This window comes from Caulobacter sp. GW821-FHT11E10 (assembly GCF_058808375.1).
The window spans coordinates 216,597-237,408 of the sequence record NZ_JBXARP010000007.1 but is presented as its reverse complement, the minus strand read 5'-3'; the positions used below and the strand labels follow the sequence as shown (position 1 = coordinate 237,408).

Annotated in this window: 22 protein-coding genes, 2 tRNA genes and 2 pseudogenes; 13 read left to right on the top strand and 13 right to left on the bottom strand. The window is 68.1% G+C overall.

The window, feature by feature from the left end:
• The 3 genes and pseudogenes from AC1RRV_RS16680 to AC1RRV_RS16670 form a co-directional block, all read left to right on the top strand.
• The gene (locus AC1RRV_RS16680) at positions 1–1,176 is read left to right on the top strand and encodes a glycosyltransferase family 61 protein (RefSeq protein ID WP_492860766.1); all 1,176 of its coding nucleotides are present in this window, start codon (positions 1–3) and stop codon (positions 1,174–1,176) included.
• Complete coding sequence (locus AC1RRV_RS16675; RefSeq protein ID WP_492860765.1) at positions 1,173–2,255, top strand: esterase-like activity of phytase family protein; 1,083 nt, start codon at positions 1,173–1,175, stop codon at positions 2,253–2,255. Before AC1RRV_RS16680 ends, AC1RRV_RS16675 begins: the two co-directional genes overlap by 4 nt.
• 29 nt (positions 2,256–2,284) lie before the next feature.
• Positions 2,285–2,356 (top strand): annotated as a pseudogene (locus AC1RRV_RS16670) (hypothetical protein); the annotation flags it as partial.
• A 40-nt stretch (positions 2,357–2,396) separates the two neighbouring features.
• Here the strand turns inward: AC1RRV_RS16670 and AC1RRV_RS16665 are convergent.
• Positions 2,397–3,239: an oxidoreductase gene (locus tag AC1RRV_RS16665; RefSeq protein WP_492860764.1), complete on the bottom strand. Its 843-nt coding sequence runs from the start codon at positions 3,237–3,239 to the stop codon at positions 2,397–2,399.
• A gap of 115 nt (positions 3,240–3,354) precedes the next feature.
• Here AC1RRV_RS16665 and AC1RRV_RS16660 point away from each other — a divergent pair, with 115 nt between their 5' ends.
• A complete protein-coding gene (locus tag AC1RRV_RS16660; RefSeq protein WP_492860763.1) occupies positions 3,355–4,245 on the top strand; it encodes a LysR family transcriptional regulator in 891 nt (296 codons plus the stop codon).
• Positions 4,246–4,251: 6 nt separating this feature from the next.
• Here the strand turns inward: AC1RRV_RS16660 and AC1RRV_RS16655 are convergent, their stop codons facing one another.
• From AC1RRV_RS16655 to AC1RRV_RS16645, 3 genes are all read right to left on the bottom strand, one after another.
• Positions 4,252–4,611 (bottom strand): response regulator, encoded by a 360-nt coding sequence (locus tag AC1RRV_RS16655; RefSeq protein ID WP_492860762.1) that lies wholly within the window; start codon positions 4,609–4,611, stop codon positions 4,252–4,254.
• On the bottom strand, positions 4,608–5,702 hold the full coding sequence (locus AC1RRV_RS16650; protein ID WP_492860761.1) for a sensor histidine kinase: 1,095 nt from the start codon (positions 5,700–5,702) through the stop codon (positions 4,608–4,610). Before AC1RRV_RS16650 ends, AC1RRV_RS16655 begins: the two co-directional genes overlap by 4 nt.
• A gap of 272 nt (positions 5,703–5,974) precedes the next feature.
• Complete coding sequence (locus AC1RRV_RS16645) at positions 5,975–7,243, bottom strand: dicarboxylate/amino acid:cation symporter (protein ID WP_492860852.1); 1,269 nt, start codon at positions 7,241–7,243, stop codon at positions 5,975–5,977.
• Between the two features lie 99 nt (positions 7,244–7,342).
• On the opposite strand from AC1RRV_RS16645, the gene AC1RRV_RS16640 reads away from it, so the two are divergent.
• A tRNA-Arg gene (locus AC1RRV_RS16640) sits at positions 7,343–7,419 on the top strand.
• Positions 7,420–7,563: 144 nt separating this feature from the next.
• On the opposite strand, the gene AC1RRV_RS16635 is transcribed toward AC1RRV_RS16640, so the two are convergent.
• The 6 genes from AC1RRV_RS16635 to AC1RRV_RS16610 all read right to left on the bottom strand — a co-directional run bounded on the left by AC1RRV_RS16635 (position 7,564) and on the right by AC1RRV_RS16610 (position 11,784).
• Positions 7,564–7,653 (bottom strand) — tRNA-Ser (locus AC1RRV_RS16635).
• A gap of 114 nt (positions 7,654–7,767) precedes the next feature.
• Positions 7,768–8,187 carry a PaaI family thioesterase gene (locus AC1RRV_RS16630; protein ID WP_492860760.1) on the bottom strand — a complete coding sequence of 140 codons (420 nt, stop codon included), beginning with the start codon at positions 8,185–8,187 and terminating at the stop codon, positions 7,768–7,770.
• Positions 8,188–8,277: 90 nt separating this feature from the next.
• Positions 8,278–9,120 (bottom strand): MBL fold metallo-hydrolase, encoded by an 843-nt coding sequence (locus AC1RRV_RS16625; RefSeq protein WP_492860759.1) that lies wholly within the window; start codon positions 9,118–9,120, stop codon positions 8,278–8,280.
• A 95-nt stretch (positions 9,121–9,215) separates the two neighbouring features.
• The gene (locus AC1RRV_RS16620) at positions 9,216–9,935 is read right to left on the bottom strand and encodes a hypothetical protein (protein WP_492860758.1); all 720 of its coding nucleotides are present in this window, start codon (positions 9,933–9,935) and stop codon (positions 9,216–9,218) included.
• A gap of 99 nt (positions 9,936–10,034) precedes the next feature.
• Positions 10,035–11,075 (bottom strand): RluA family pseudouridine synthase, encoded by a 1,041-nt coding sequence (locus AC1RRV_RS16615; RefSeq protein WP_492860757.1) that lies wholly within the window; start codon positions 11,073–11,075, stop codon positions 10,035–10,037.
• Positions 11,076–11,157: 82 nt separating this feature from the next.
• Entirely contained in the window at positions 11,158–11,784 is a 627-nt protein-coding gene (locus AC1RRV_RS16610) for a LysE family translocator (protein ID WP_492860756.1), read from the bottom strand.
• Between the two features lie 57 nt (positions 11,785–11,841).
• On the opposite strand from AC1RRV_RS16610, the gene AC1RRV_RS16605 reads away from it, so the two are divergent.
• Positions 11,842–12,918, top strand: coding sequence for an acyltransferase family protein (locus AC1RRV_RS16605; protein ID WP_492860755.1), 1,077 nt, complete (start codon positions 11,842–11,844; stop codon positions 12,916–12,918).
• On the opposite strand, the gene hisI is transcribed toward AC1RRV_RS16605, so the two are convergent.
• Positions 12,876–13,274 carry a phosphoribosyl-AMP cyclohydrolase gene (hisI, locus tag AC1RRV_RS16600; protein ID WP_492860754.1) on the bottom strand — a complete coding sequence of 133 codons (399 nt, stop codon included), beginning with the start codon at positions 13,272–13,274 and terminating at the stop codon, positions 12,876–12,878. The genes AC1RRV_RS16605 and hisI overlap by 43 nt on opposite strands.
• 128 nt (positions 13,275–13,402) lie before the next feature.
• Here hisI and AC1RRV_RS16595 point away from each other — a divergent pair, with 128 nt between their 5' ends.
• The gene (locus AC1RRV_RS16595; protein WP_492860753.1) at positions 13,403–14,287 is read left to right on the top strand and encodes a DUF817 domain-containing protein; all 885 of its coding nucleotides are present in this window, start codon (positions 13,403–13,405) and stop codon (positions 14,285–14,287) included.
• 6 nt (positions 14,288–14,293) lie between these two features.
• On the opposite strand, the pseudogene AC1RRV_RS16590 reads toward AC1RRV_RS16595, so the two are convergent.
• Together AC1RRV_RS16590 and folE are read right to left on the bottom strand one after the other, a co-directional pair.
• A pseudogene (locus AC1RRV_RS16590) lies at positions 14,294–14,394 on the bottom strand (hypothetical protein); the annotation flags it as partial.
• Positions 14,395–14,400: 6 nt separating this feature from the next.
• On the bottom strand, positions 14,401–15,033 hold the full coding sequence (gene folE / locus AC1RRV_RS16585; RefSeq protein WP_492860752.1) for a GTP cyclohydrolase I FolE: 633 nt from the start codon (positions 15,031–15,033) through the stop codon (positions 14,401–14,403).
• Positions 15,034–15,211: 178 nt separating this feature from the next.
• Between folE and cysS the strand changes: the two genes are divergently transcribed.
• Genes cysS through AC1RRV_RS16555 form a run of 6 tightly spaced genes read left to right on the top strand, consistent with a single transcriptional unit; the run spans position 15,212 to position 20,749 of the window.
• A complete protein-coding gene (cysS, locus tag AC1RRV_RS16580) occupies positions 15,212–16,603 on the top strand; it encodes a cysteine--tRNA ligase (RefSeq protein WP_492860751.1) in 1,392 nt (463 codons plus the stop codon).
• Between the two features lie 15 nt (positions 16,604–16,618).
• Positions 16,619–17,080 carry an SRPBCC family protein gene (locus AC1RRV_RS16575; RefSeq protein WP_492860750.1) on the top strand — a complete coding sequence of 154 codons (462 nt, stop codon included), beginning with the start codon at positions 16,619–16,621 and terminating at the stop codon, positions 17,078–17,080.
• Positions 17,081–17,087: 7 nt separating this feature from the next.
• Positions 17,088–17,549 carry an iron-sulfur cluster assembly scaffold protein gene (locus AC1RRV_RS16570; protein WP_492860749.1) on the top strand — a complete coding sequence of 154 codons (462 nt, stop codon included), beginning with the start codon at positions 17,088–17,090 and terminating at the stop codon, positions 17,547–17,549.
• Positions 17,550–17,601: 52 nt separating this feature from the next.
• Positions 17,602–17,856, top strand: coding sequence for a membrane protein insertion efficiency factor YidD (yidD, locus tag AC1RRV_RS16565; RefSeq protein ID WP_492860748.1), 255 nt, complete (start codon positions 17,602–17,604; stop codon positions 17,854–17,856).
• The gene (gene thrS / locus AC1RRV_RS16560) at positions 17,853–19,823 is read left to right on the top strand and encodes a threonine--tRNA ligase (RefSeq protein ID WP_492860747.1); all 1,971 of its coding nucleotides are present in this window, start codon (positions 17,853–17,855) and stop codon (positions 19,821–19,823) included. The genes yidD and thrS overlap by 4 nt, the downstream gene beginning before the upstream one ends.
• Complete coding sequence (locus AC1RRV_RS16555) at positions 19,823–20,749, top strand: glycosyltransferase family 2 protein (RefSeq protein ID WP_492860746.1); 927 nt, start codon at positions 19,823–19,825, stop codon at positions 20,747–20,749. Before thrS ends, AC1RRV_RS16555 begins: the two co-directional genes overlap by 1 nt.
• Positions 20,750–20,812: the final 63 nt, after the last annotated feature.

Below are 20,812 nucleotides of genomic sequence, written 5' to 3'. Positions count from 1 at the left end.
GTGGTCGCCTCGGTCGACATCTCGGCCAGCGATCGGGTCTCGATGGAAGAGGCCCTGGGCGGCGTCCATCGCACGGCGCGCGTCCGGCTGATGGGCTCCAGTGGCCCGATCCCGCCGCGCCCGATGCCGTGGCCCTGCGCCGGCGAGCTCCTGAACGCCATGCACGACCTGGAGGGGCTGGTCGCGCCGGAGATCGACCTGCTGGTCGCTCACCGCGTCGTCGCCGGCGGCCTGGGCGCGCACCTGAAGCTGGACGGCCAGCTGCTCTATGCCGAGGGGGCGTACCCCTACTACATCAAGCATTGGTACGATCACGACCTGACGCCCGAGGGCTGGGACTTCACCGCGCCGGTCCGCAAGAGCCTGCCGCGCGCCTTCGTCATCACCCACTTCAACTACGTCTGGGGTCACTGGCTGACCGAGATGTATCCGAAGCTTTTCCTGATCCGGGCGCTGATGGCGGCGGGGATCGTCGCGCCGCTGCTGCTGCCCGCCACCGCCCCGGCCTACATGACGCGGATCGCCCGGCAGGTCGTCCCGGGGCTGGAGATCGTCACCTACGACCCGCGCCGCGAGGCCGTGGAGATCGGGGCGGCTCTGCTGCCGCACATGCTGCACAAGGACTATCACTTCCACGACTTCCTGCGCTGGAGCCTGGAGCGCGAAGCCCTGGCCGCGCCGCGCGGCGGCGGGCCCGACAAGGTGTTCGTCAGCCGGGCCGGGGTGCGCACGCCCCAGTCGTTCCGCGAGATGGAGAACGAGGCCGAGATCGAGGGCATAGCCCAGGATCTGGGCCTGACCCTGCTGCGCCCGGAGACCCTGCCCTGGGAGGACCAGGCGCGGATCTTCTCGCGCGCCCGGGTGGTGGCCGGCGAGTTTGGTTCAGGCCTGCACAACGCGCTGCTGTCGCCGCAGGGCTGCCAGGTGGTGTCACTGAACTGGCTGGTCGAGGTGCAGTCGCGGATCGGCAACTTCCGCCGCCATGACGTCGGCTACATCCTGCCCGCCGACGGCCGCGCCCGGCTGCACAGCATCGAGGCCCAGGCCCAGCCGTTCTCGATCGACCCCGAGGAGTTCCGCGGCAAGCTGGCGCTCGCCGTCGAGCGGGCCGAGGCGCGGGCGGCCATGGCCGGCTGGGACGACGCGCCGATCGCCGCGCCGGAGCTGCGGCTGTGAGGGCGCTGCTGCTGGCGGTCCTGCTGCTGGCGGGCCCGGCGGCGGCCAAGGAGCGCCTGTCGCTGCTCAAGGCCTGCGAGACGCCGAAGGGGATCGTTTTCCAGGGCGGCGGCTACGGCGGGATTTCCGGGATCGACTATGACCCACGCACCGGTCTCTGGGCCTTCATCAGCGACGACAAGTCCGAGCGCGGGCCATCGCATTTCTTTCTCGGGCGGCTCGACGTGCGGCCGGGCAAGCCCTGCGGGCCGGTGCTGAAGACCATGGTCCCGCTCCGCCGCGAGGACGGCGCGACCTTCCCCGATCGCAAGGAAGGGACCGAGGCCGCCGACGGCGAGGCGATCCGCTTCGATCCGTTGAGTAACGATCTGGTCTGGGTGACGGAAGGCGACTTCGACCACGGCTATCCGCCAGCAGCGCGGCGGGTGAAGCGCGATGGGACGCCCGTTGAGCGCTTCGTGGTTCCCGGAGGTCTGACCTTCCACGCGGGCGGCGAGACGGGCGCGCGCAAGAACGCCACCACCGAAGGCCTGGCGTGGTCCGTCGACGGACGATCCTACTGGCTACCGATGGAATGGCCCTTGGCCCAGGACGGCCCGGTCCCGTCGGTGGCGCAAGGCGGGCTGGTTCGGCTGACCCGCCTGGATCGGGCGGGCAAGCCGCTGGCCCAGTACGCCTATCCGCTGGACCCGGTGCAGGCCGCCTCGCCGGTGGGGGTGAACGACAACGGCGTCAGCGAGATCCTGGCCCTGGACGGCCATCGCCTGCTGGCGCTGGAGCGCTCGGCGGCCAAGGGCGCGGACGGCCGCTACGGCTATCACATCCGCCTCTATGTGGCCGACATGACCAAGGCTCAGGACGTCTCGAAGATCGACAGCCTGGCGACGACGCGGGTCCGGCCGGTCGACAAGCGCCTGCTGCTGAACTTCGACAGCCTGGGGATCCGGATCGACAATCTGGAAGGCATGGCCTGGGGCCCGCGCCTGAAGGATGGCGCCCGTACGCTGGTCCTGGTCTCGGACGACAACTATGACGTCAACCAGACCAACCAGATCCTGGTCCTGCGGATGGGGTGGTGAAGGGCGCCTAGCGCTTCCAACCCTATCGTCATCCCGGCCGAAGCATCGCGAAGAGCCAGGACCCAGGGGCGACCGCGCTGCGCTGGCCCCTGGGTCCCGGATAGCCTCTGGGAGGCTTCCAGGATGACGAGATGTTTGGCGTTAGGCCGCCTCGTCAGCCGGAAAGTCGGTCGAGACCGCTACCTGGCGCCAGGCGCCGACGACCGCGAGCAGGTCCGCCGCCTTGGCCTCGGTGGCCGCGGCCGTGTCGCTGCCCAGCGGCAGGCGGACCGGAGGGTTCGGGGCGTCGACGAAGTCGATCAGCACCTGGGCCAGGCGTCGGGGGTCTCCAGGCTGGGCATGGCTGACCGCGGCGGCGTCAGCCCTGACCGCCCCGGCGGTTTCGCTGTAGTCGGCGATGCTGGCGGGGCTGACGCTCAGCGAGGTCGCGTCCAGAAAGTCGGTGCGGAAATAGCCGGGCTCGACGGCTGTGGCGAAGACGCCCAGCGGCGCCAGCTCGGCGGCCAGGGCTTCGGTCAGGCCCTCGACCGCGAACTTGGTCGAGCAGTAGACGCCGAAGCCGGGCCCCGAGCGCAGGCCGCCCACCGAGGACATGTTCAGGATCCGGCCCGAACGCTGGCGGCGCATGTGCGGCAGCACCGCCCGGGTCACGGCCAGCAGGCCGAAGACGTTGGTGCGATAGAGGGCCTCGATCTCCGCGCCCGTGGCTTCCTCGACCGCGCCGAGCAGGCCGAAGCCGGCGTTGTTCACGAGCACGTCGATGCGGCCGAAGCGCTCTACGGCGGCCTTGGCGGCGGCGTGGGCCTGGACCTCCTCGGTGACGTCCAGGGCCACGGCCAGCAGATTGGCGTGCTGGCCCAGGCGGTCGATGACCGATTGAGGCTTGCGCGCGGTCGCGACGACGGCGTCGCCGGCGGCCAGGGCCTTTTCCGCGATCAGGGCGCCGAAGCCGCGCGAGGCGCCGGTGATGAACCAGGTGCGCATTGTCCGTTTCCTTCCGTTGGCCGCGAGTGTCGCGGCGACGGAGGAACAACTAGACCTGAGCGGTCGGTGAGATAATCATCGCAGTCATCGTTGAGGTAGTGAGTTCATCTCATCAATGCGTCCCGTCGCCCCCGCCGACCTCGCCAGCTTCCTGGCCATCGCCCGTCACAAGAGCTTCCGGCGCGCCGCCGACGAGCTGGGCTGCACGCCGTCGGCCCTGAGCCACGCCCTGCGCGGCATCGAGGAGCGGCTGGACCTGCGCCTGGTCAACCGCACCACCCGCAGCGTCGCCCTGACCGAGGCCGGCGAGCGGTTGTTCGAGCGGGTGTCGCCGGCCTTCCGCGACATCGACGACGCGCTCGACGACCTCAACAACTTCCGGGGTCAGCCGATGGGCTCGCTGCGGTTCAACGCCTCGCGCGGCGCGGCCGAACTGGTGCTGCTGCCGATCGTGACCCGCTTCATCGCCGCCCAGCCGGGGGTGAAGGTCGAGATCATCGTCGACGGCGCTCTGGTCGACATGGTGGCCGAGGGCTGCGACGCCGGCGTGCGGTTCGGCGAAACCATCGCCCAGGACATGATCGCCGTGCCAATCGGGCCGCGCCAGCGCACCGCCATCGTCGCCGCTCCAGCCTTCTTCGACGTCCATCCCAAGCCGACGGTGCCCGAGCAGTTGAAGGACCTGCCGTGCATCCGCTTCCGCTTCGCCAGCGGCCGCTTCTATCACTGGGAGTTCGAGCGGGGCGGGGTCGAGCTGAACATCGACGTCGACGGCCCGCTGACCCTGGGCGACCAGGGCCTGATGATCCAGGCGGCGCTGGACGGGATGGGGGTGGCTTTCGCGTTCGAAGGCCAGGTCGCCGACCTGATCGCCGAGGGCAGGCTGGTGCGGGTGCTTGAGGATTGGTGCCCCTATTACGGGGGCTTCTATCTCTACTATCCCAGCCGGCGTCGCGCGCCCGCGCCGCTGCGGGCCTTCATCGACTTCCTGCGGGAGGGCGGTTAGCCGGCCTCAGCTGTCGCCACGGAACTTGCCGACGGCCTTGCGCAGGGCCCCGACATTGATCGGCTTGGCCAGGACCTCGATGTTCTCGAAGCCCTTGCGGGGCAGGTCGCCATAGCCGGTGGCGAAGACGAAAGGCACGCCGCGTTCGCGCAGCTGTTCGGCCACGGGGAAGACCATTTCGCCGCCGATATTGACGTCCAGCACCGCGCCGTCGGGCGCCGGGTGACCGCCACCCAGCCAGGCCAGGGCGTCGCGAACCGCGCCGAACGAGCCGGCCACTTCGCATCCAAGGTCGCCGAGCATGTCCTCGACCATCATGGCCACCAGCGCCTCGTCCTCGACGATCATCACCTTGGCGGGCTTCATGCGGCCAGACTCATCCTCTGCGATAGGGGGGCGCGGAACGTGTAGACCACGCCTTCCGGCGTGAAGTCGAGGGCGGCCTTGCCACCGAGGTCGCGGGCCATGCCGCGCTCGATCATCTGGACGCCGAAACCGCGGTGCTGGGGAGGACCGTCCAACGGCGGGCCGCCGACCTCGCGCCAGGTCAGGGTCAGCATCGGCGGGGTGGCCGTTTCGTCGATCGTCCAGCGGATCACCACGCGCCCCTCCGGCGTCGACAGGGCGCCGTACTTGGCCGCGTTGACGGCCAGCTCGTGCAGGGTCATGTGCACCGAGACCGAGGTCTCGGCGCTGAACGCCACCGCCGGGCCGACCACGTCGAAGCGGTCGCCCAGGTCGGCGGTGAATGGCGTCAGGGCCTTGGCCAGGATTTCGTGCAGCTGGGCGCGACCCCAGGCGCGGCGCGTCAGCAGTTCGTGCACCTGGGACAAGGCCAGGATCCGGTTCTCGAACACCTCGGCGAAGGCCTCGGGCGAAGGACTGGCCCGCAGCGTCTGGCGCGAGATCGACTGGACGATGGCCAGGGTGTTCTTCACCCGGTGATCCAGCTCCTGCAGCAGGAAGGTCCCGTGCTGGCGAGAATCGACCAGGCTGTCGTGCAGGCGGCCGCTCTCCAGGGCCGAGGCCGTGGCGCGGGCCATGACCTGCAGCTTCTGCACGATCTCGGGCGAGGGCGTGTGGGCCTTGGCCCAATAGGCGCCGATCGCGGCGACCGGGTCCTCCATGCGCACCGGCGTCATCACCAGGCTTTTGACGAAGGTCGGCCGGTAGGCGTCGTGCGGGATGCGGTCGTCGAGATAGATATCCGGGATCACCACCGTCTGGCGGTTCAGCATCGCCCAGCCGGAAATGCAGGCGGTCAACGGGAAGCGCTTGCCCTTCCACAGCGGGCCGATCGCGTCCTCGTCGAAGTACCAGCACTGCTCGTTGTCACGCAGGACGAAGGCCACGCCGTCCGCGCCGGAAATACGCCGCGCCGCGGTGCGGACGACGTCGGCGACCTCGGTGATCGTGCGAGTCGCGGATAGCGCCTCGATCGTCTCGATGAGCGTCATCAGGCCCGAATCGGACTGAGTAACGTCGTCTCGAAGCGGCAAATCCAACATGTGTCCAACATCGCACGTCGGTTGTATTTGAAACCCTAACACGCGGACGGCGCCGGACAAGCCGAGCCGCCATGAGAGCCATGCGCGTGATTGCACATGCGTGAGGGTTGTACGCCGACTGTGCCTTCCGTCGGGAAAGCGACTGACGGCGAAAATTGTTCCAATAACGCTGGATTCTCAACGCATTAGGGTTAATCAGAAGGGGCTGTGCGCCCCTGTTGTCAGGCCGCGCTCGGCTCGGCCGCGGGGAGTTCGCCGCGCAGGACACGCGTCAAACGGTCGCGGTCCAGGGCGCCTTCCCAGCGCGCGACGACCAGGGTGGCCACCCCGTTGCCGACGAGGTTGGTCAGGGCCCGGCATTCGCTCATGAAGCGATCGACGCCGACCAGGACGGCCAAGGCCGCGATCGGGATATCCGGCACGATCGCCAGGGTCGCGGCCAGGGTGATGAAGCCCGCCCCGGTGACGCCGGAAGCCCCCTTCGAGGTCAGCATGGCGACGCCCAACAGGGCCAGCTCCTGGCCAAGGCTGATGGGCGTATTGGTCGCCTGGGCCAGGAACAGGGTCGCCAGGGTCATGTAGATGTTGGTGCCGTCGAGATTGAAGCTGTAGCCGGTCGGGATGACCAGCCCGACCACCGAGCGGCGAGCCCCGGCGTTCTCCAGCTTCTCCATCATCTGGGGCAGGACCGACTCCGACGAGCTGGTGCCCAGCACGATCAGCAGCTCCTCGCGGATGTAGGCCAGGAAGCGCAGGATCGAGAAACCGCTGGCCCAGGCGATCGCCCCCAGCACCACCAGCACGAACAGCAGCGCGGTGACGTAGAAGGTCGCCACCAGGGCGCCCAGCTGCATCAGGGCGCCGATCCCGTACTTGCCGATCGTGAAGCCCATGGCCCCAAAGGCGCCGACCGGGGCCAGGCGGACCACGATGTGGATGATCCCGAAGAACAGCTTGGCGGCGTCCTCCAGCACGTTGGCGACCTTGTCGCCGAAGTCGCCCAGCCGCGTGCAGGCGAACCCGGTCAGTATGGCGATCAGCAGCACCTGCAGCAGGTTGCCCTCGGAGAAGGCGCTGAAGAAGGTGTCGGGGATCAGGTGCAGCAGATAGGCGACCAGGCCCTCGCCATGCTGGGCCTTGGCGACATAGCCGGCGGCGATCGACGGATCGAGCGTCTTGGGATCGATGTTGAAGCCCGCGCCCGGTTGGACGATCCGCCCGACCACCAGGCCCAGCACCAGGGCCAGGGTCGAGACCACCTCGAAATAGATCAGGGCTTTGACGCCCACCCGCCCGAACGCCTTGATGTCGCCCATCCGGGCGATGCCCCCGGCCACGGTGCAGAAGATCACCGGCGCGATCACCAGCTTGATCAGCTTGATGAAGCCGTCGCCGAGCGGCTTCACCGCCACCCCGACCTTGGGCCACAGGGCGCCGACCAGGATCCCCAGCGCGATGGCGATCAGGACCTGGACATAGACCGATTTCAGATGCCGCAACGCGTTCGCCCCCCAGCTTCGCCTGACGCACGACGGCGGGGTTCGCATCCCCGCGATCTTGCGCTATTCACCCAGTCCCGCGCGCGCCGCGGCCCAGTAGCTCAGCAGGATAGAGCAGCGCTTTCCTAAAGCGAAGGTCGGGGGTTCGAGTCCCTCCTGGGCCGCCAGGCGGGGTGTCGTTGCAGCCCAAGGCGCACCCATTTGCAACTTAAGTCCGCACGGGTTCGCCCATCGTTGCGGATGTAACATCCGAACGCGACAAGTGCCTAATTTTCCAAGGTTTTCCGCTTAAGCAATAGCTTGGCGGGTGGTGGCGGAGAGGGTGGGATTCGAACCCACGGTGCCCTTCCAGGCACGCCGCATTTCGAGTGCGGTACATTCGACCACTCTGCCACCTCTCCAGGCCGCCGTTCCGGGTGGCTTTTAGGCCGCCCGAGGTCGAGGGCGCGATACCTAGCGGCGTCGTTGTCGGGACGCAAGCCCCCCAGGGACGCTTTCTTCGTGGTTTTTCGCCCTCAGGCTTTTGGTCGCAGGATCATCTGGGTGCAGCGGAAAAGCGCCATGGTCTTTCCGGTGGTTTCATTGGTGACGACGGCGTCCCAGACCTGGGTGTTGCGGCCGCCGTGGATCAGCTTGGCCTCGACCGCCACCCCGCCCTCGAGGGCGGTGCCCAGGAAGTTCGACTTAAGCTCGATGGTGGTGAAACCGGTCGCGCCCTCTGGCAGCGAGACCATGCAGCCGTAGCCGGCGGCGGAGTCGGCCAGGGCGATGATGCTTGCGGCGTGCAGGAAGCCGTTGGGGGCCATGTGGCGCTTGTCGACGTCGAAGCGGCCCCGCACCAGGCCGGGGGTCGCCTCCAGCCATTGCAGGCCCAGCAGATCGGGCAGGAAGCCCGCCTGGCCCGCCGTCAGGCCGGCGCTGAAATCCTGGGCCATGCGTCACTCTCCACATGCTTCGCGCGCGAACCATATGCGCGTCGAGCGTCGCGCGTGCAAGTCAGTTTTCAAAAAGAACGGATCTGACGCCTAGAGCGTGTCGAGGTTCACGGCCGGGAAGCGCGGACCGCTCTCGGGCGGGGACGGCAGCTTGCCGGAACGAATGGCCACGCGCAGGGCGGCCGAGGCCAGCACCGGGTCGGGCAGGATCGCATCGGCGGCGGTGCGCAGGGCGATGAAGTCCAGCCGGTCGATCTTGTCGTTCAGCTGGATATTGGCGGCCTTCTCCTCGGCCACGGTCGATTCGCTGACCTCGCCCGCGCAGAGGCCCGGCAGGACGCGGGTCTTGGGGGGCAGCTTCAGGACCTTGCGGGCGTCGTCCCAGGCCTTGCCGGGATCGGCGCCGGGGACGTCGCAACGCCCCGCGCCCTCGGCGGGCGAAAGCATCAGGTCGCCGGTGAAGACGACGTCGCCCAGACGGTAGGCGACCGCGCCGGGAAGCCGGCCGGTGAGGGCGATGGTGGTGATCTTGAGGCCGCCCATCGGCAGGCTCTCGCCGTCCTTGGCCAGCTTGTCGAAGTCCCAGCCGTCCAGATCGACCATGGTCTCCCCGAACTTGGGGGCCAGGCGCTTGAGGCTCTCGACGACGCGGGCGCCGATGCAGATCGAAGCGCCGGTCTCGTATTTCAGGTGGCCGGCGGCCGACATGTGGCCGGCGTGCAGGCCGGTTTCCAGGATCCAGGTCGGGCCCAGGTCCTTGGCGCGGATGTCGGCGATGATCTTGTCGACGAAGCTGGTGTCGACGGCTTCGCTGGCCGGATCGAAGTCCAGCACGGGGTCGACGATGGCGCAGAGGAACGTGGCCGGATCGACGATCAGGTAGGTCACCGTCCCGGTCGCGGGATGGCGATAAGCAGTGATTTCCGGCTGCATTAATAAGCCTCAGACGCCCGACGCGCGGCAACATGCCGGCCAAGCCGTTAAACATCCGCGAACAGCGCTACCGCATGCGACGAATTGGCGAGGCTTTATCGCGAAGGCGCGGCGGCCGAGCAAGGATGGGCGCCGTCGCGCATGCCCTCGACCCACAGCGGCTCGACATAACGGCCGTCCGCGCGGAATCCGGGGGCGCAGCCGTCGGGGGTGTCGGCGCGCTGGCGGTCGCCGGTCATCACCGACAGGGCGACCGATTGCCGGTCTCCGCCGCGCATCCGGCCATAGCCTGGCCCGTAACCATAGCCCGGGCCGTAACCATAACCGTAGCCATACCCATAGCTTGGGCCATCATAGTAGGGATCGGCATAGAAGCCGCCGCCATGCTTGCCGTAGTTGGTCTTGGAGACGGCGACCCCCACCGTGGTGGTCTCGCCCACCGGGAACAGGGCCGAGGCGTAGACGCTGCGATAGCCGCCGGTGCCGACCGAGACGCCCATCGAACCATGGACCTTGCGCTTGCCGTCCTCGTCCGCACCGGCCGGGACCAGGCCGCGCCGGCCCTCGTCGAGCTGGGGAGCGGGGTTGGCGGCGATGAAGGCGGCGATCTGTTCCTGGGTGGTCATCGGACGCATGGGCGTCGCGCCGGTCGGAGCGGGAGTCTGGGTCGCGACGGCGGTCAGGGCCTGGGCGGACGGCTTGGCCTGGGCGGTGGCGATGACTTCGTCGTCGCCTTCCATCTCGGCGACGGAGGCCGCGAACGCGGGAGCGGCGAAGGTGGCGGCGAGGGCGAGGATCGCGAGAAAAGGCCGCATGGGTACGCTCCGGGATGACACGGCGGAAAACCTAGAGCGCCAAGCCAGCACAATTAGGGCGCTTTTGTTGCTTGGGCGCAAGCTTGACCCGTTCCGGGGTCAAAGCGTCAGCAGGGCTGCTTCCAGCGCCGCCATGTCGGCGGGCAGCGGGGTTTCGAAGCGCAGGGTCTGGCCGGTCACCGGATGGACGAAGCCCAGCACCGCGGCGTGCAGCGCCTGGCGCTTGAGGCCGGCGGCCGCGATCTGTTCGCGGACCACGGTCGCGGGCTGGCTGGCGCCATAAACCGGATCGCTCAGGCACGGGCTGCCCTTGCTGGCCATGTGGACGCGGATCTGGTGGGTCCGGCCGGTCTCGAGCGTGCAAGCCACCCGAGCGGCCAGCGGCCGCTCTTGCGGTCCAAACAAGGCCTCGACCCGGTAGTGGGTGATCGCCTCGCGGCCGCCGGTCTTCAGCACCGCCATCTTCTTGCGATCGCTGAGCGAGCGACCCAGGCGCGTCTGGATCGTGCCGTTGGCGGGCGAGGGCGCCCCGCGCGTCAGGGCGATATAGAGGCGGTCGATATCGTGGGTCGAGAACAGGGCCGACAGGCCTCGGTGCGCCACGTCGCTCTTGGCGGCGACCATGACCCCGGAGGTGTCCTTGTCGAGGCGATGGACGATTCCCGGCCGCGCCACGCCCCCGACGCCCGACAGGCTGTCGCCGCAGTGGTGCAGCAGGGCGTTGACCAGCGTGCCGTTCGGCGTGCCCGGCGCGGGATGCACGGCCATGCCGGCGGCCTTGTCGATGACGATCAGGTGCTCGTCCTCGTAGAGGACCGACAGCGGAATGGCCTCGGGTTCGGGATCGGCCGGGGCGGGCGGCGGCACGGCCAGGACGTAGGTCCCGGCCTTGGCCTTGCGCGAGGCGTCGGTCACCGGCTGGCCGGCGAACGTCAGGCGGCCCTCGCCGATCAGGGCCTGCAGGCGCGCGCGCGACAGGTCGGCGAACAGCGGGGTCAGCACCTTGTCCAGCCGCTGGCCGGCCAGGTGCTCGGGCAGGTCGGCGGTCAGGACCTGGCCGGCGTCGAGCTCTTCCGGGGCGACGTCTTCCACGCCATCGTCCGGGAGGTCTTCATCCAACCTGTCGTCGAAACTGTTCACCCGGCTCGTGGCTCCGTCATGCGCCCGTGAGGGGATAGTCGATGCGCGCCGCTCGCACCACTGGCCTCCGTCACCCGGCGGATCAACGCCGCTCCAGCGCCAGTCGCAGGCCGAACGCCACGAAGACGCAGCCGGTGATCCGGTCCAGCCATCGCACCACCACCGGCAGGCGCAACAGGCCGGCGATCGGCACGGTCGCGGCGATCAGGGCGGCGAACCACAGCAGGCCTTCGACCACGTGGATCGAGGTCAGCAGCAGGCCGAACCGCGCCGGGTCGACGCCGGCCGGTACGAACTGGGGCAGGAACGAGACGTAGAAGATCCCGACCTTGGGATTGAGCAGGTTGGTCAGCAGGCCTCGCCGCAGCGCCGCGATCGGTCCGGCGTCGACGGCCCTCATCTCGCCCGGCTCGAACTGGTCGCGGGGCTTGAGGATCATGCGGATCCCGGTCCAGGCCAGATAGGCCGCGCCGGCCCACTTCAGCACCGTGTAGGCGAGCTCCGACGCCGTCAGCAGAGCCCCGACCCCGAACGACGCCGCCGCGCCCCAGATCAGGCAGCCCAGGCCGATGCCGATCGCCGCCCCGGTCGCGCGGCGCGGGCCCTCGGCGGCGGCGGTGCGGATCACGAGAGCGGTGTCCAGGCCCGGCGTCAGGGTCAGCAGGCCGGCGGCCAGAGTGAAGGCGATCAGCGCCTCGGGCGTGGTCATGAAGGCGCCTCTGGGGTGGCTTCCAGTTTCTCAACCAATCCATGGTCCGATGGGATCATGACCGCAAGCCGCATCCCCGGCCTGGACGCCCTGCGAGGCCTCGCCGCCCTGCTGGTGCTGGCTTTCCATGCGCGGGGGCTCTCCTTTCCTCGTGAGTTTGGGCCGCTCGAGGTGCTGGGCCACGGCTATCTGGCGGTCGATCTGTTCTTCGTGATCAGCGGCTTCGTACTGGCCCGGGCCTATGACGCGGGTCTCATGGCCGGCGAAGGCGCGAGCTTCATGCGCAAGCGGCTCAAGCGGCTCTATCCGATGGCGCTGCTGGGCCTGTTGCTGGGGGCGGCGATCTGGCTGGCTGGCGGCAAGGACCCGGCCTCGATCCTGTTGCTGCTGGTGCTGGGGCTGGTCTTCGTTCCATTCACGGCGGGCCGCGACGTCTTTCCGCTGAACGGACCGCAGTGGTCGCTGATGTGGGAGCTGGTCGCCAACCTGCTCTACGCCCTGGTCGCGCCGTGGCTGACGACGCGGCGGATGGTGCTGCTGGTCGTAATCGGCGGCGTCGCGCACGCGGCCTTGGTGCTGACCTCGGGCACCGGCTCGCTGGGGCCCTACGGCAACGGCTGGTGGACCGGCGCGCCGCGCGTGGTGTTCGGCTTCTTCGCGGGCGTGCTGCTGGCGCGCCTGGCCGCCGAGGGCCGGCTGAAGGTCCCGGCCGCGCCGATCGCGGTGATCCTGGCGGCGGTGGTCCTGGTCCTGTCGCCACCGGTTCCGGACAGCGCGCGAGCGGTCTTCGATCTGATCGCGGCGCTGGCGATCTTCCCCCTGCTGGTCGCCTCGGCGGCGCGGGCGGAGGTCGGACGACTACGGCCGGTCCTAGATAGGCTGGCGGGGATGTCCTACGCGCTCTACGCCCTGCACATCCCGATCGTGCTGGGCCTGGCCGAGGTCGCGCGCGGTCTGCCCGAGGGCTGGCCACGCTGGAGCGTCAACGCCCTGGCGATCCCGCTGGCCCTGACGGCGGCCTGGGCGGCGCATCGCTGGTTCGAGCCGTGGGCGGCGGAGCTTCTGCGAAAGAAGCGCCTCAAGGCTGACGATCAGGGCCTTTCGACCAGCGCCCCGTCTTCCAGCACCCTGTAGAAGCACGAGCGGAAGCCGACGTGGCAGGCGCCGCCGTCGCCGCGCGGGCGGACCTTGATCAGCACCGCGTCCTGGTCGCAATCGACCCGCAACTCGACGACGTCCTGCAGCTGGCCGCTGGTCTCGCCCTTCTTCCAGAGTTCGTTGCGCGAGCGGCTGAAATAGTGGGCGATGCTGGTCTCGACCGTCAGCTTCAGCGCCTCGTCGTTCATCCAGGCCAGCATCAGGATCTCGCCGGTGTCGGCGTGCTGGGCCACCGCGACGACCAGGCCGTCGGCGTTGAAGCGGGGGGCGAGGGCGGTTCCACGTTCCAGCGCGTGCTTGTCGTGGACTTTGGGGAACAGGTCGGTGCTCATGGCGCCACATATGGCGCAGGGCGGGCGCCTGCGCTAGTTTCCGCCGCCGAGGAGCCAGCGGGGGCAGGCTCTGATCAAGGTTTGGAGTGTGTTGGCGGCCATGCCGTGGGCGCGCTCTAGGGGACGCGATGAGCCTGAAAGACCGCATCAAGGCCGGCGTGGCGGCGCTGGACGAGAGAGCACGACCGTGGGCGCGCCAGTCGCGCTGGAACGGCTACGCCTATGAATTCCTGCTGTTCGGGCTGAAGCAGGCCTGGGCCTGCCTGTTCGGCGCGCTGATGCTGGCCCTGCTGGTCGGCACCAAGCTGCTGTGGCCCGAGCAGGCCGTCATCGCTCGCTACGACTTCCTGGTGGTCGCCGCCGTCGCCATCCAGGCGGCGCTGCTGGCCCTGAAGCTGGAGCGTTGGGACGAAGCGGTGGTCATCTTCATGTTCCACGTCGTCGGGACGCTGATGGAGCTGTTCAAGACCGCCCACGGCTCGTGGATCTATCCCGAGCCCAGCCTGCTGCGGATCGGCGGCGTGCCGCTGTTCACCGGCTTCATGTACGCCTGCGTCGGCAGCTACATCGCCCGGGCCTGGCGGCTGTTCGACATCACCTTCGTGCGCTATCCGCCGTTCTGGACCACCCACATCCTGGCGGTGCTGATCTACGCCAACTTCTTCACCCACCACTACATGATCGACATCCGGGTGGGCCTGTTCGCCCTGTCGGCGATCCTGTTCGGGCGCAGCTGGTTCGTGTTCACGCCCGACCAGACGGCGCGGCGGATGCCGATGCTGATGGGCTTCGTGCTGGTGGCGCTGTTCATCTGGTTCGCCGAGAACCTCGGCACCTTCGCCGGCGCGTGGATCTATCCCAGCCAGGCCGCCGGCTGGCGACTGGTGCCGATCGAGAAGATGGGCGCCTGGTACCTGCTGATGCTGATCAGCTTCGTGCTGGTGACGGTGGTTCACCGGCCGGTGGACGCCTGCGTGGCGCGGATCCGCGAGGGGATTCGGGCGGCGGCTTAGAAACCTTGCGTCCTTCGAGGCCCGCTGCGCGGGCGCCTCAGGATGAGGAAATCTGTACTGAATTCCTCATCCTGAGGTGTGAGGCGAAGCCGAGCCTCGAAGGACGCAGTGACCTACTTCCGCACCAGATCCATGAACCGCTGCTGCAGGACCTTGTCGGTCTTGAAGACGCCGCGGAACTGGGTGGTGATGGTCGAGACGTCGTGGTGGTGGACGCCGCGGGTGCTCATGCACTGGTGCTCGGCGTCGATCAGCACGGCCACGCCGGCGGCGCTGAGGTGATCCTCTATGGCGTCGGCGATCTGCATGGTCATGGTCTCCTGGGTCTGGAGACGCCTGGCGAAGATCTCGACCAGACGCGCCAGCTTCGACAGGCCGACGACCTTGCCGGTCGGCATGTAGGCGATCCACGCCTTGCCCAGGAACGGGGCCATGTGGTGTTCGCAATGGCTCTGCACGTCGATGCCGCGCAGCATGACCATGTCGTCGTAGCCCTGCACGTCCTCGAACGTGCGGGACAGTTCCTTGGCCGGGTCGCCGTTGTAGCCGGCGAACCACTCGCCATAGGCGTCGACGACGCGCTCGGGCGTGTCGAGCAGGCCTTCGCGGTCGGGGTTGTCGCCGGCCCAGGCCAGCAGGGTCCGGACGGCGGCCATGGCCTCGTCTCGGGTGGGGCGCTGGGCGGGTTCAAGATCAAGACCGGTGTCAGTGCCGATCAGGGTTCGCTCGCGGGTCAGTGCGTCCATGTTTTGGGGAGGTTTCCCGGGCTGAGTTGCGCCGGAGCGCCTGTCGCCCCGGAATTACGCGTGCCACCCGTCGCGCCTCCTGCACCAAACAGACGTGGTGATCAGGGCGCGTCCTAGCTATATGGGGCCGGCTCCCTTCGGGAGCAACACCTCCGTTACGTTAGGTTGCCGCGACCCAATGACCCTGAAGATCCACGACACCATGACGCGCGAGAAGCGCGACTTCGTTCCCGCCGATCCCCAGCGGGTGACGATGTATGTCTGCGGTCCGACGGTCTACAACCACGCCCACATCGGCAATTTCCGGCCCGTGGTGGTGTTCGACGTGCTGTATCGCGTGCTGCGCCACCTCTATGGCGAGGACGCGGTGGTCTATGCGCGCAACGTCACGGACGTGGACGACAAGATCAACAAGAAGGCCGCCGACGAGGGCGTGGCGATCAAGGTCATCACCGACCGCTATCTCGCCGCCTATCACGAGGACGCCGACGCGCTGGGCGCCCTGCGTCCTGACCTCGAGCCCAAGGCCACCGACCATATCGGCGCGATCGTCGAGATGATCGGCAAGCTGGTGGACAACGGCAAGGCCTACGCCGCCGAGGGCCACGTGCTGTTCGACACCCAGAGCTTCGCCGACTACGGCCAGCTGTCGGGCCGCGACCTGGACGAGATGATCGCCGGCGCCCGCGTCGAGGTCGCGCCCTACAAGCGCCACCCGGCCGACTTCGTGCTGTGGAAGCCGTCCAAGGAGAACGAGCCCGAGTGGGAAAGCCCCTGGGGCGCGGGTCGTCCGGGCTGGCACATCGAGTGCTCGGCCATGATCGACAAGTCGTTGGGCAAGACCATCGACATCCACGCCGGCGGCATCGACCTGACCTTCCCGCACCACGAGAACGAAGTGGCCCAGTCGCGTTGCGCCCATGACCTGCCGGTCCTGGCCAACTACTGGATGCACAACGGCTTCCTCGACATGGGCGGGGAGAAGATGTCCAAGAGCCTGGGCAATGTGATCATCCCGCACGAACTGCTGAAGACCACGCCGGGCGAGGTTATCCGCTGGGCGCTGCTGTCGGCCCACTACCGCCAGCCGCTGGACTGGACGCCGGAGCTGATCGAGCAGAGCAAGAAGTCGCTGGACCGCCTGTACGGCGCCCTGCGTCGCGCCAAGGACGTCCCGATGGACCAGGCGATGGAGGCTCCGGCCGAAACCATCTCCGCCCTGATGGACGACCTCAACACGCCGCTGGCGGTGTCGAGCTTCTTCGAGGTGTCGAGCCTGATCGAGAAGGCCGTGACGGCCGGCGACACCGTCGCCGTCGCCGCCAACAAGGCGCGCCTGCTGGAGGCCGGCGCGCTGCTGGGCTTCCTGCAGGCCGATCCGGACAGCTGGTTCGAGGGCGACGCCTCCGACGAGCTGAAGGCCCAGGTCGAGGACCTGCTGACCCAGCGGGTCGCCGCCCGGGCCGCCAAGGACTGGACCGCCGCCGACGCCATCCGCGCCCAGCTCGACGCCCTGGGCGTGGTGGTCATGGACGGTCCGGCCGGCGCGACCTGGCGGATGAAGGACTAAAAGGGTAGCCCGCAGATGAAGCGCGCCGTCGAACACCGCCTCGGGGTGCAGGCCCCCGCCGAGATCGTCTGGGAAGTCGTCTCCGACTTCGACTCCTGGACGGACTGGAACCCGCTCTACCGCAAGGCCCAGGGCCAGCTGAAGATCGGCACGACCATGACGCTGGAGCAGCACCTGCCCGGCCAGCCGGCGGTGGTGATCTCGCCGATCGTCCAGGACTGGGTGCCGTACGAGCAGCTGCACTGGCGGTCCTCGCGCCTGGGCGGGTTCGTCACGGCGATCCGCTATCTCGAGATCGAGTCTATGGGCCCCAGCAATTCGACCTTCTCGAACGGCGAGCTGTTCATGGGTCTGCTGCTGCGCATGGTCAGCCGCGACGAGCGCCGCAAGCTGAAGGCCGCCTTCACGGAGATGGGCGAGGCCGTCCGCGACCGGGCCGAGGCGATCTGGTCCGAGCGCCAGAAGACCCCATCTTAGAGCAGCGATGATCGACGACCTCTACAGCGCCAGGATCCTGGGGCTCGTGGCCAACATGCCGCGCGCCGGACGCCTGGCCGCGCCCGACGCCAGCAGCGAGAAGGTCGCCAAGCTGTGCGGCAGCAAGATCACCGTCGATGTGGTGGTTCGGGACGGCAAGGTGATCGACTACGCCCAGGAGGTTTCGGCCTGCGCCCTGGGCCAGGCGGCCGCCGCGATCCTGGGCGCCAACGTCGTCGGGGCGGAACTTTCCGACATCGAGTTGGCGCGCGACTCTCTTGTCGCTATGCTGAAGGCGAACGGTTCGCCTCCCGCGGGCCGGTTTGCGGAGCTCGCCGTGCTGGAGCCGGTCAAGGACTATCCCGCCCGTCACGCTTCGACGCTGCTGGCGTTCGAAGCGACGGTTGAGGCTGTCCGGAAGGCAACAGGCGTCGGCGAAACGCGAACTAGCACCGCCGGCGCGGCTTGATCGCATCCTTCTCGGGGTGTGTAACCCGCACTGCAACAAGTCGCGCGCCGGCATGACCTTCTACGAACGCACCGTCGACCTTGGCCTGCGGGCCTACAAGTTGACGCTCTCGCCTCTCATCGGGCGTCAGTGCCGCTTCGCGCCGAGCTGCTCGGAGTATGCGGCCGCCGCCCTCAAGGATCATGGCCCGCTCAAGGGTTCCTGGTTGGCGTTGCGACGGATTTGCCGCTGCAATCCGTTAGGGGGTTCCGGGTACGACCCGCCGCCGCCGCGACGCCAGCCACGCAAGTGGATATGTGAAGAATGATCGATCTGGTTTTCCCCGACGGCTCGGCCCGTCAGTATCCTGACGGCTCGTCGGGCCGCGACGTCGCCGCCGCCATTTCCAAGTCGCTGGAAAAGAAGGCGCTGCTGATCAAGCTGGACGGACAGGTCCTGGACCTGGATCGCCCGCTGACGCCCGACCTGCTGACGGGTGAGCGCAAGTTCGAGATCCTGACGCGCGAGGCCCCCGAGGCCCTCGAGACCATCCGCCACGACACGGCCCACGTGCTGGCCGAGGCGGTGCAGGAGCTGTTCCCCGGCACGCAGGTCACGATCGGCCCGAACGTCGAGGACGGCTTCTACTACGACTTCGCCCGCGACGAGCCCTTCAGCCTCGACGATCTGGAGAAGATCGAAAAGCGCATGAAGGAGATCGTCGACCGCGACGAGAAGATCACGCGCGAGGTCTGGGACCGCGAGGAGGCCATCGCCCACTTCGACGGCATCGGCGAGCAGTACAAGGCCCAGATCATCCGTGACCTGCCGGGCACGGACACGATCACGGTCTATCGCCAGGGCAATTGGAAAGACCTTTGCCGAGGCCCCCACCTGCCGTCGACGAAGCACGTCGGCAAGGCCTTCAAGCTGACGAAGCTGGCCGGCGCCTACTGGCGCGGCGACCAGAACAACGCCCAGCTGCAGCGCATCTACGGCACGGCCTGGGCCTCGGACGCCGACCTGGAAGCGCACCTGAAGCGCATCGAGGAAGCCGAGCGCCGCGATCACCGCAAGCTGGGCCGCACGATGGACCTCTTCCACATCCAGGAAGAGGGCAAGGGCATGGTGTTCTGGCACGCCAAGGGCTGGGCGCTCTATCGCGTGCTCGAGGACTATATGCGCCGCCGCCTCGATGCGGCCGGCTACAAGGAAGTGAAGACGCCGCAGATCCTCGACAAGAGCCTGTGGGAGAAGTCGGGCCACGCCGAGAAGTTCGGCCACGCCATGTTCATGTGCGAAAGCGCCGAGGGCGAGGTCCTGGCGGTCAAGCCGATGAACTGCCCCGGCCACATCCAGATCTTCAACGTCGGCCAGAAGAGCTACCGCGAGCTGCCGCTGCGCATGGCCGAGTTCGGCGCCTGCCACCGCTACGAGCCGTCGGGCGCCATGCACGGCATCATGCGGGTGCGCGCCTTCACCCAGGACGACGCCCACATCTTCTGCCGCGAAGAGCAGGTCACGGAGGAAAGCGCCCGGTTCATCGAACTGTTGCGCAGCGTCTATAACGACCTGGGCATGACGTTGGCGGACACCAAGTTCTCGACGCGTCCGGAACTGCGCGCCGGCTCGGATGAAGTCTGGGACAAGGCTGAAGCCGCCCTGTCCGCGGCAGCCGAGGCAGCGGGCGAGACCCTGGTGCTGCAGCCAGGTGAAGGCGCCTTCTACGGCCCGAAACTAGAGTTCTCGCTGAAGGACGCCATTGGTCGAGTTTGGCAGTGCGGCACGCTGCAACTTGATTTTGTTTTGCCGGAACGATTGGACGCCGAGTACGTTTCGGAGGATGGTTCGAAGAAGCGTCCGGTGATGCTTCACCGAGCGATCTTGGGGTCCTTCGAGCGTTTCATCGGCATCCTGTTGGAAAACTTCGCGGGCGCGTTGCCAGTCTGGCTGGCGCCCACGCAGGTGGTCGTGGCTACGATTACGTCCGACGCTGACGATTACGCCCGCGAGGTCGTCGAGAAATTGACGAGCTTGGGGATGCGCGCGGAAGTGGATCTGCGTAATGAGAAGATCAACTACAAGATTCGCGAGCACAGCCTCGCCAAGGTGCCTGTGATCGCGGTGGTCGGACGCAAGGAAGCTGAGACGGGGCAACTGGCCCTTCGCCGCCTGGGTGGTGAAGGTCAGAACATCCTGCCGCTTGAAGAAGCCCTCCGCGTGCTGAAGGCCGACGCCACGCCGCCCGATGTCGCGCGCGCCCAGGGTGTTGTCAGGGAGGCCGCGACCGCCTGATGAACAGCATCCTCCCGTCCATCTCGACCCTCGCCGCGGGTGCGCGTCCGGCTCGTCCGAACGTGTCCGTGGTCATGGTCGTCTATCGGACGGGAGAAGCGCTGGTCGAAAGCATCAAGCACGTGCTGGCCGAGGCCCTGGTCGACGAATTCGTCATCGTCGACAACGGCTCCAGCGCGCGCGATGAGGACATGCTGCGCTCGCTGGCCCTGACCGAACCGCGCGTCGTGCTCAAGCAGGGTCACGGCAATATCGGCTTCGCCCGCGGCGCCAATCTGGGCGCCAGCACGGCGGCCGGCGAGTACATCGTCTTCCTCAATCCCGACGCCAACCTGCAGACGGGCTGCGTGGCCGCCCTGGTCACCGCCTTCAAGGGCCAGCCGACCCCGACCGTGGTCGGCGCCCGGGTGCTGAACGTCGACGGCTCCGAGCAGCGCGGCGGTCGTCGTGGCGAGGTCACGCCGATGAGCACCGTGCTCAGCTTCGGCCAACTGACCCGCCGCTATCCCAAGCTGGCCGGGTTCGAGATCCACCGCGAGAACGAGCCGGTGCCAGGCGCGCCCGTGCCGATGCCGACCATCTCCGGCGCCTGCTTCGCCATGCGCCGCCGCGACTTCGAGGCCCTGAGCGGCTTCGACGAGGGCTACTTCCTGCACGTCGAGGACATCGACCTGTGCTGGCGCGCCCGCCGGGCCGGCGGCCAGGTGCTGTTCCAGCCCCAGGCCCAGGTCGTCCACCTCGGCCACACCAGCCTGGAGCACCCCGTGAAGGTGGAGTTCCATAAGGGCGTGGGCCTGACCCGCTACTTCATCAAGCGCGCCGACAGCCTGCAGCTGTTCGCGGCGGCGGTGCTGCTGGCCCCGGCCATCATGCTGATGTCGGTGTGCCGGCCGCTGCTCTGGAAGCTGACCGGGCGGCCGATTTAAGCATTACTCAGAAACCCTCTCTCATAGAGAGAGGGAGGGGCCCGCCGCGAAGCGGTGGGAGGG

Bases quoted from the DNA above. Each gene is read 5' to 3' on its own strand.
- AC1RRV_RS16630 (WP_492860760.1), bottom strand. From the start codon at position 8,187: ATGGCCCAGGATTTCAGCGCCGGCCTGACGGCGGGCCAGGCGGGCTTC.
- AC1RRV_RS16650 (WP_492860761.1), bottom strand. From the start codon at position 5,702: ATGACGCTCATCGAGACGATCGAGGCGCTATCCGCGACTCGCACGATC.
- AC1RRV_RS16655 (WP_492860762.1), bottom strand. From the start codon at position 4,611: ATGAAGCCCGCCAAGGTGATGATCGTCGAGGACGAGGCGCTGGTGGCC.
- AC1RRV_RS16610 (WP_492860756.1), bottom strand. From the start codon at position 11,784: ATGACCACGCCCGAGGCGCTGATCGCCTTCACTCTGGCCGCCGGCCTG.
- cysS (WP_492860751.1), top strand. From the start codon at position 15,212: ATGACCCTGAAGATCCACGACACCATGACGCGCGAGAAGCGCGACTTC.
- AC1RRV_RS16620 (WP_492860758.1), bottom strand. From the start codon at position 9,935: ATGCGGCCTTTTCTCGCGATCCTCGCCCTCGCCGCCACCTTCGCCGCT.
- AC1RRV_RS16665 (WP_492860764.1), bottom strand. From the start codon at position 3,239: ATGCGCACCTGGTTCATCACCGGCGCCTCGCGCGGCTTCGGCGCCCTG.
- folE (WP_492860752.1), bottom strand. From the start codon at position 15,033: ATGGACGCACTGACCCGCGAGCGAACCCTGATCGGCACTGACACCGGT.
- AC1RRV_RS16625 (WP_492860759.1), bottom strand. From the start codon at position 9,120: ATGCAGCCGGAAATCACTGCTTATCGCCATCCCGCGACCGGGACGGTG.
- AC1RRV_RS16555 (WP_492860746.1), top strand. From the start codon at position 19,823: ATGAACAGCATCCTCCCGTCCATCTCGACCCTCGCCGCGGGTGCGCGT.
- hisI (WP_492860754.1), bottom strand. From the start codon at position 13,274: ATGAGCACCGACCTGTTCCCCAAAGTCCACGACAAGCACGCGCTGGAA.
- thrS (WP_492860747.1), top strand. From the start codon at position 17,853: ATGATCGATCTGGTTTTCCCCGACGGCTCGGCCCGTCAGTATCCTGAC.
- yidD (WP_492860748.1), top strand. From the start codon at position 17,602: ATGACCTTCTACGAACGCACCGTCGACCTTGGCCTGCGGGCCTACAAG.
- AC1RRV_RS16605 (WP_492860755.1), top strand. From the start codon at position 11,842: ATGACCGCAAGCCGCATCCCCGGCCTGGACGCCCTGCGAGGCCTCGCC.
- AC1RRV_RS16575 (WP_492860750.1), top strand. From the start codon at position 16,619: ATGAAGCGCGCCGTCGAACACCGCCTCGGGGTGCAGGCCCCCGCCGAG.
- AC1RRV_RS16570 (WP_492860749.1), top strand. From the start codon at position 17,088: ATGATCGACGACCTCTACAGCGCCAGGATCCTGGGGCTCGTGGCCAAC.
- AC1RRV_RS16660 (WP_492860763.1), top strand. From the start codon at position 3,355: ATGCGTCCCGTCGCCCCCGCCGACCTCGCCAGCTTCCTGGCCATCGCC.
- AC1RRV_RS16595 (WP_492860753.1), top strand. From the start codon at position 13,403: ATGAGCCTGAAAGACCGCATCAAGGCCGGCGTGGCGGCGCTGGACGAG.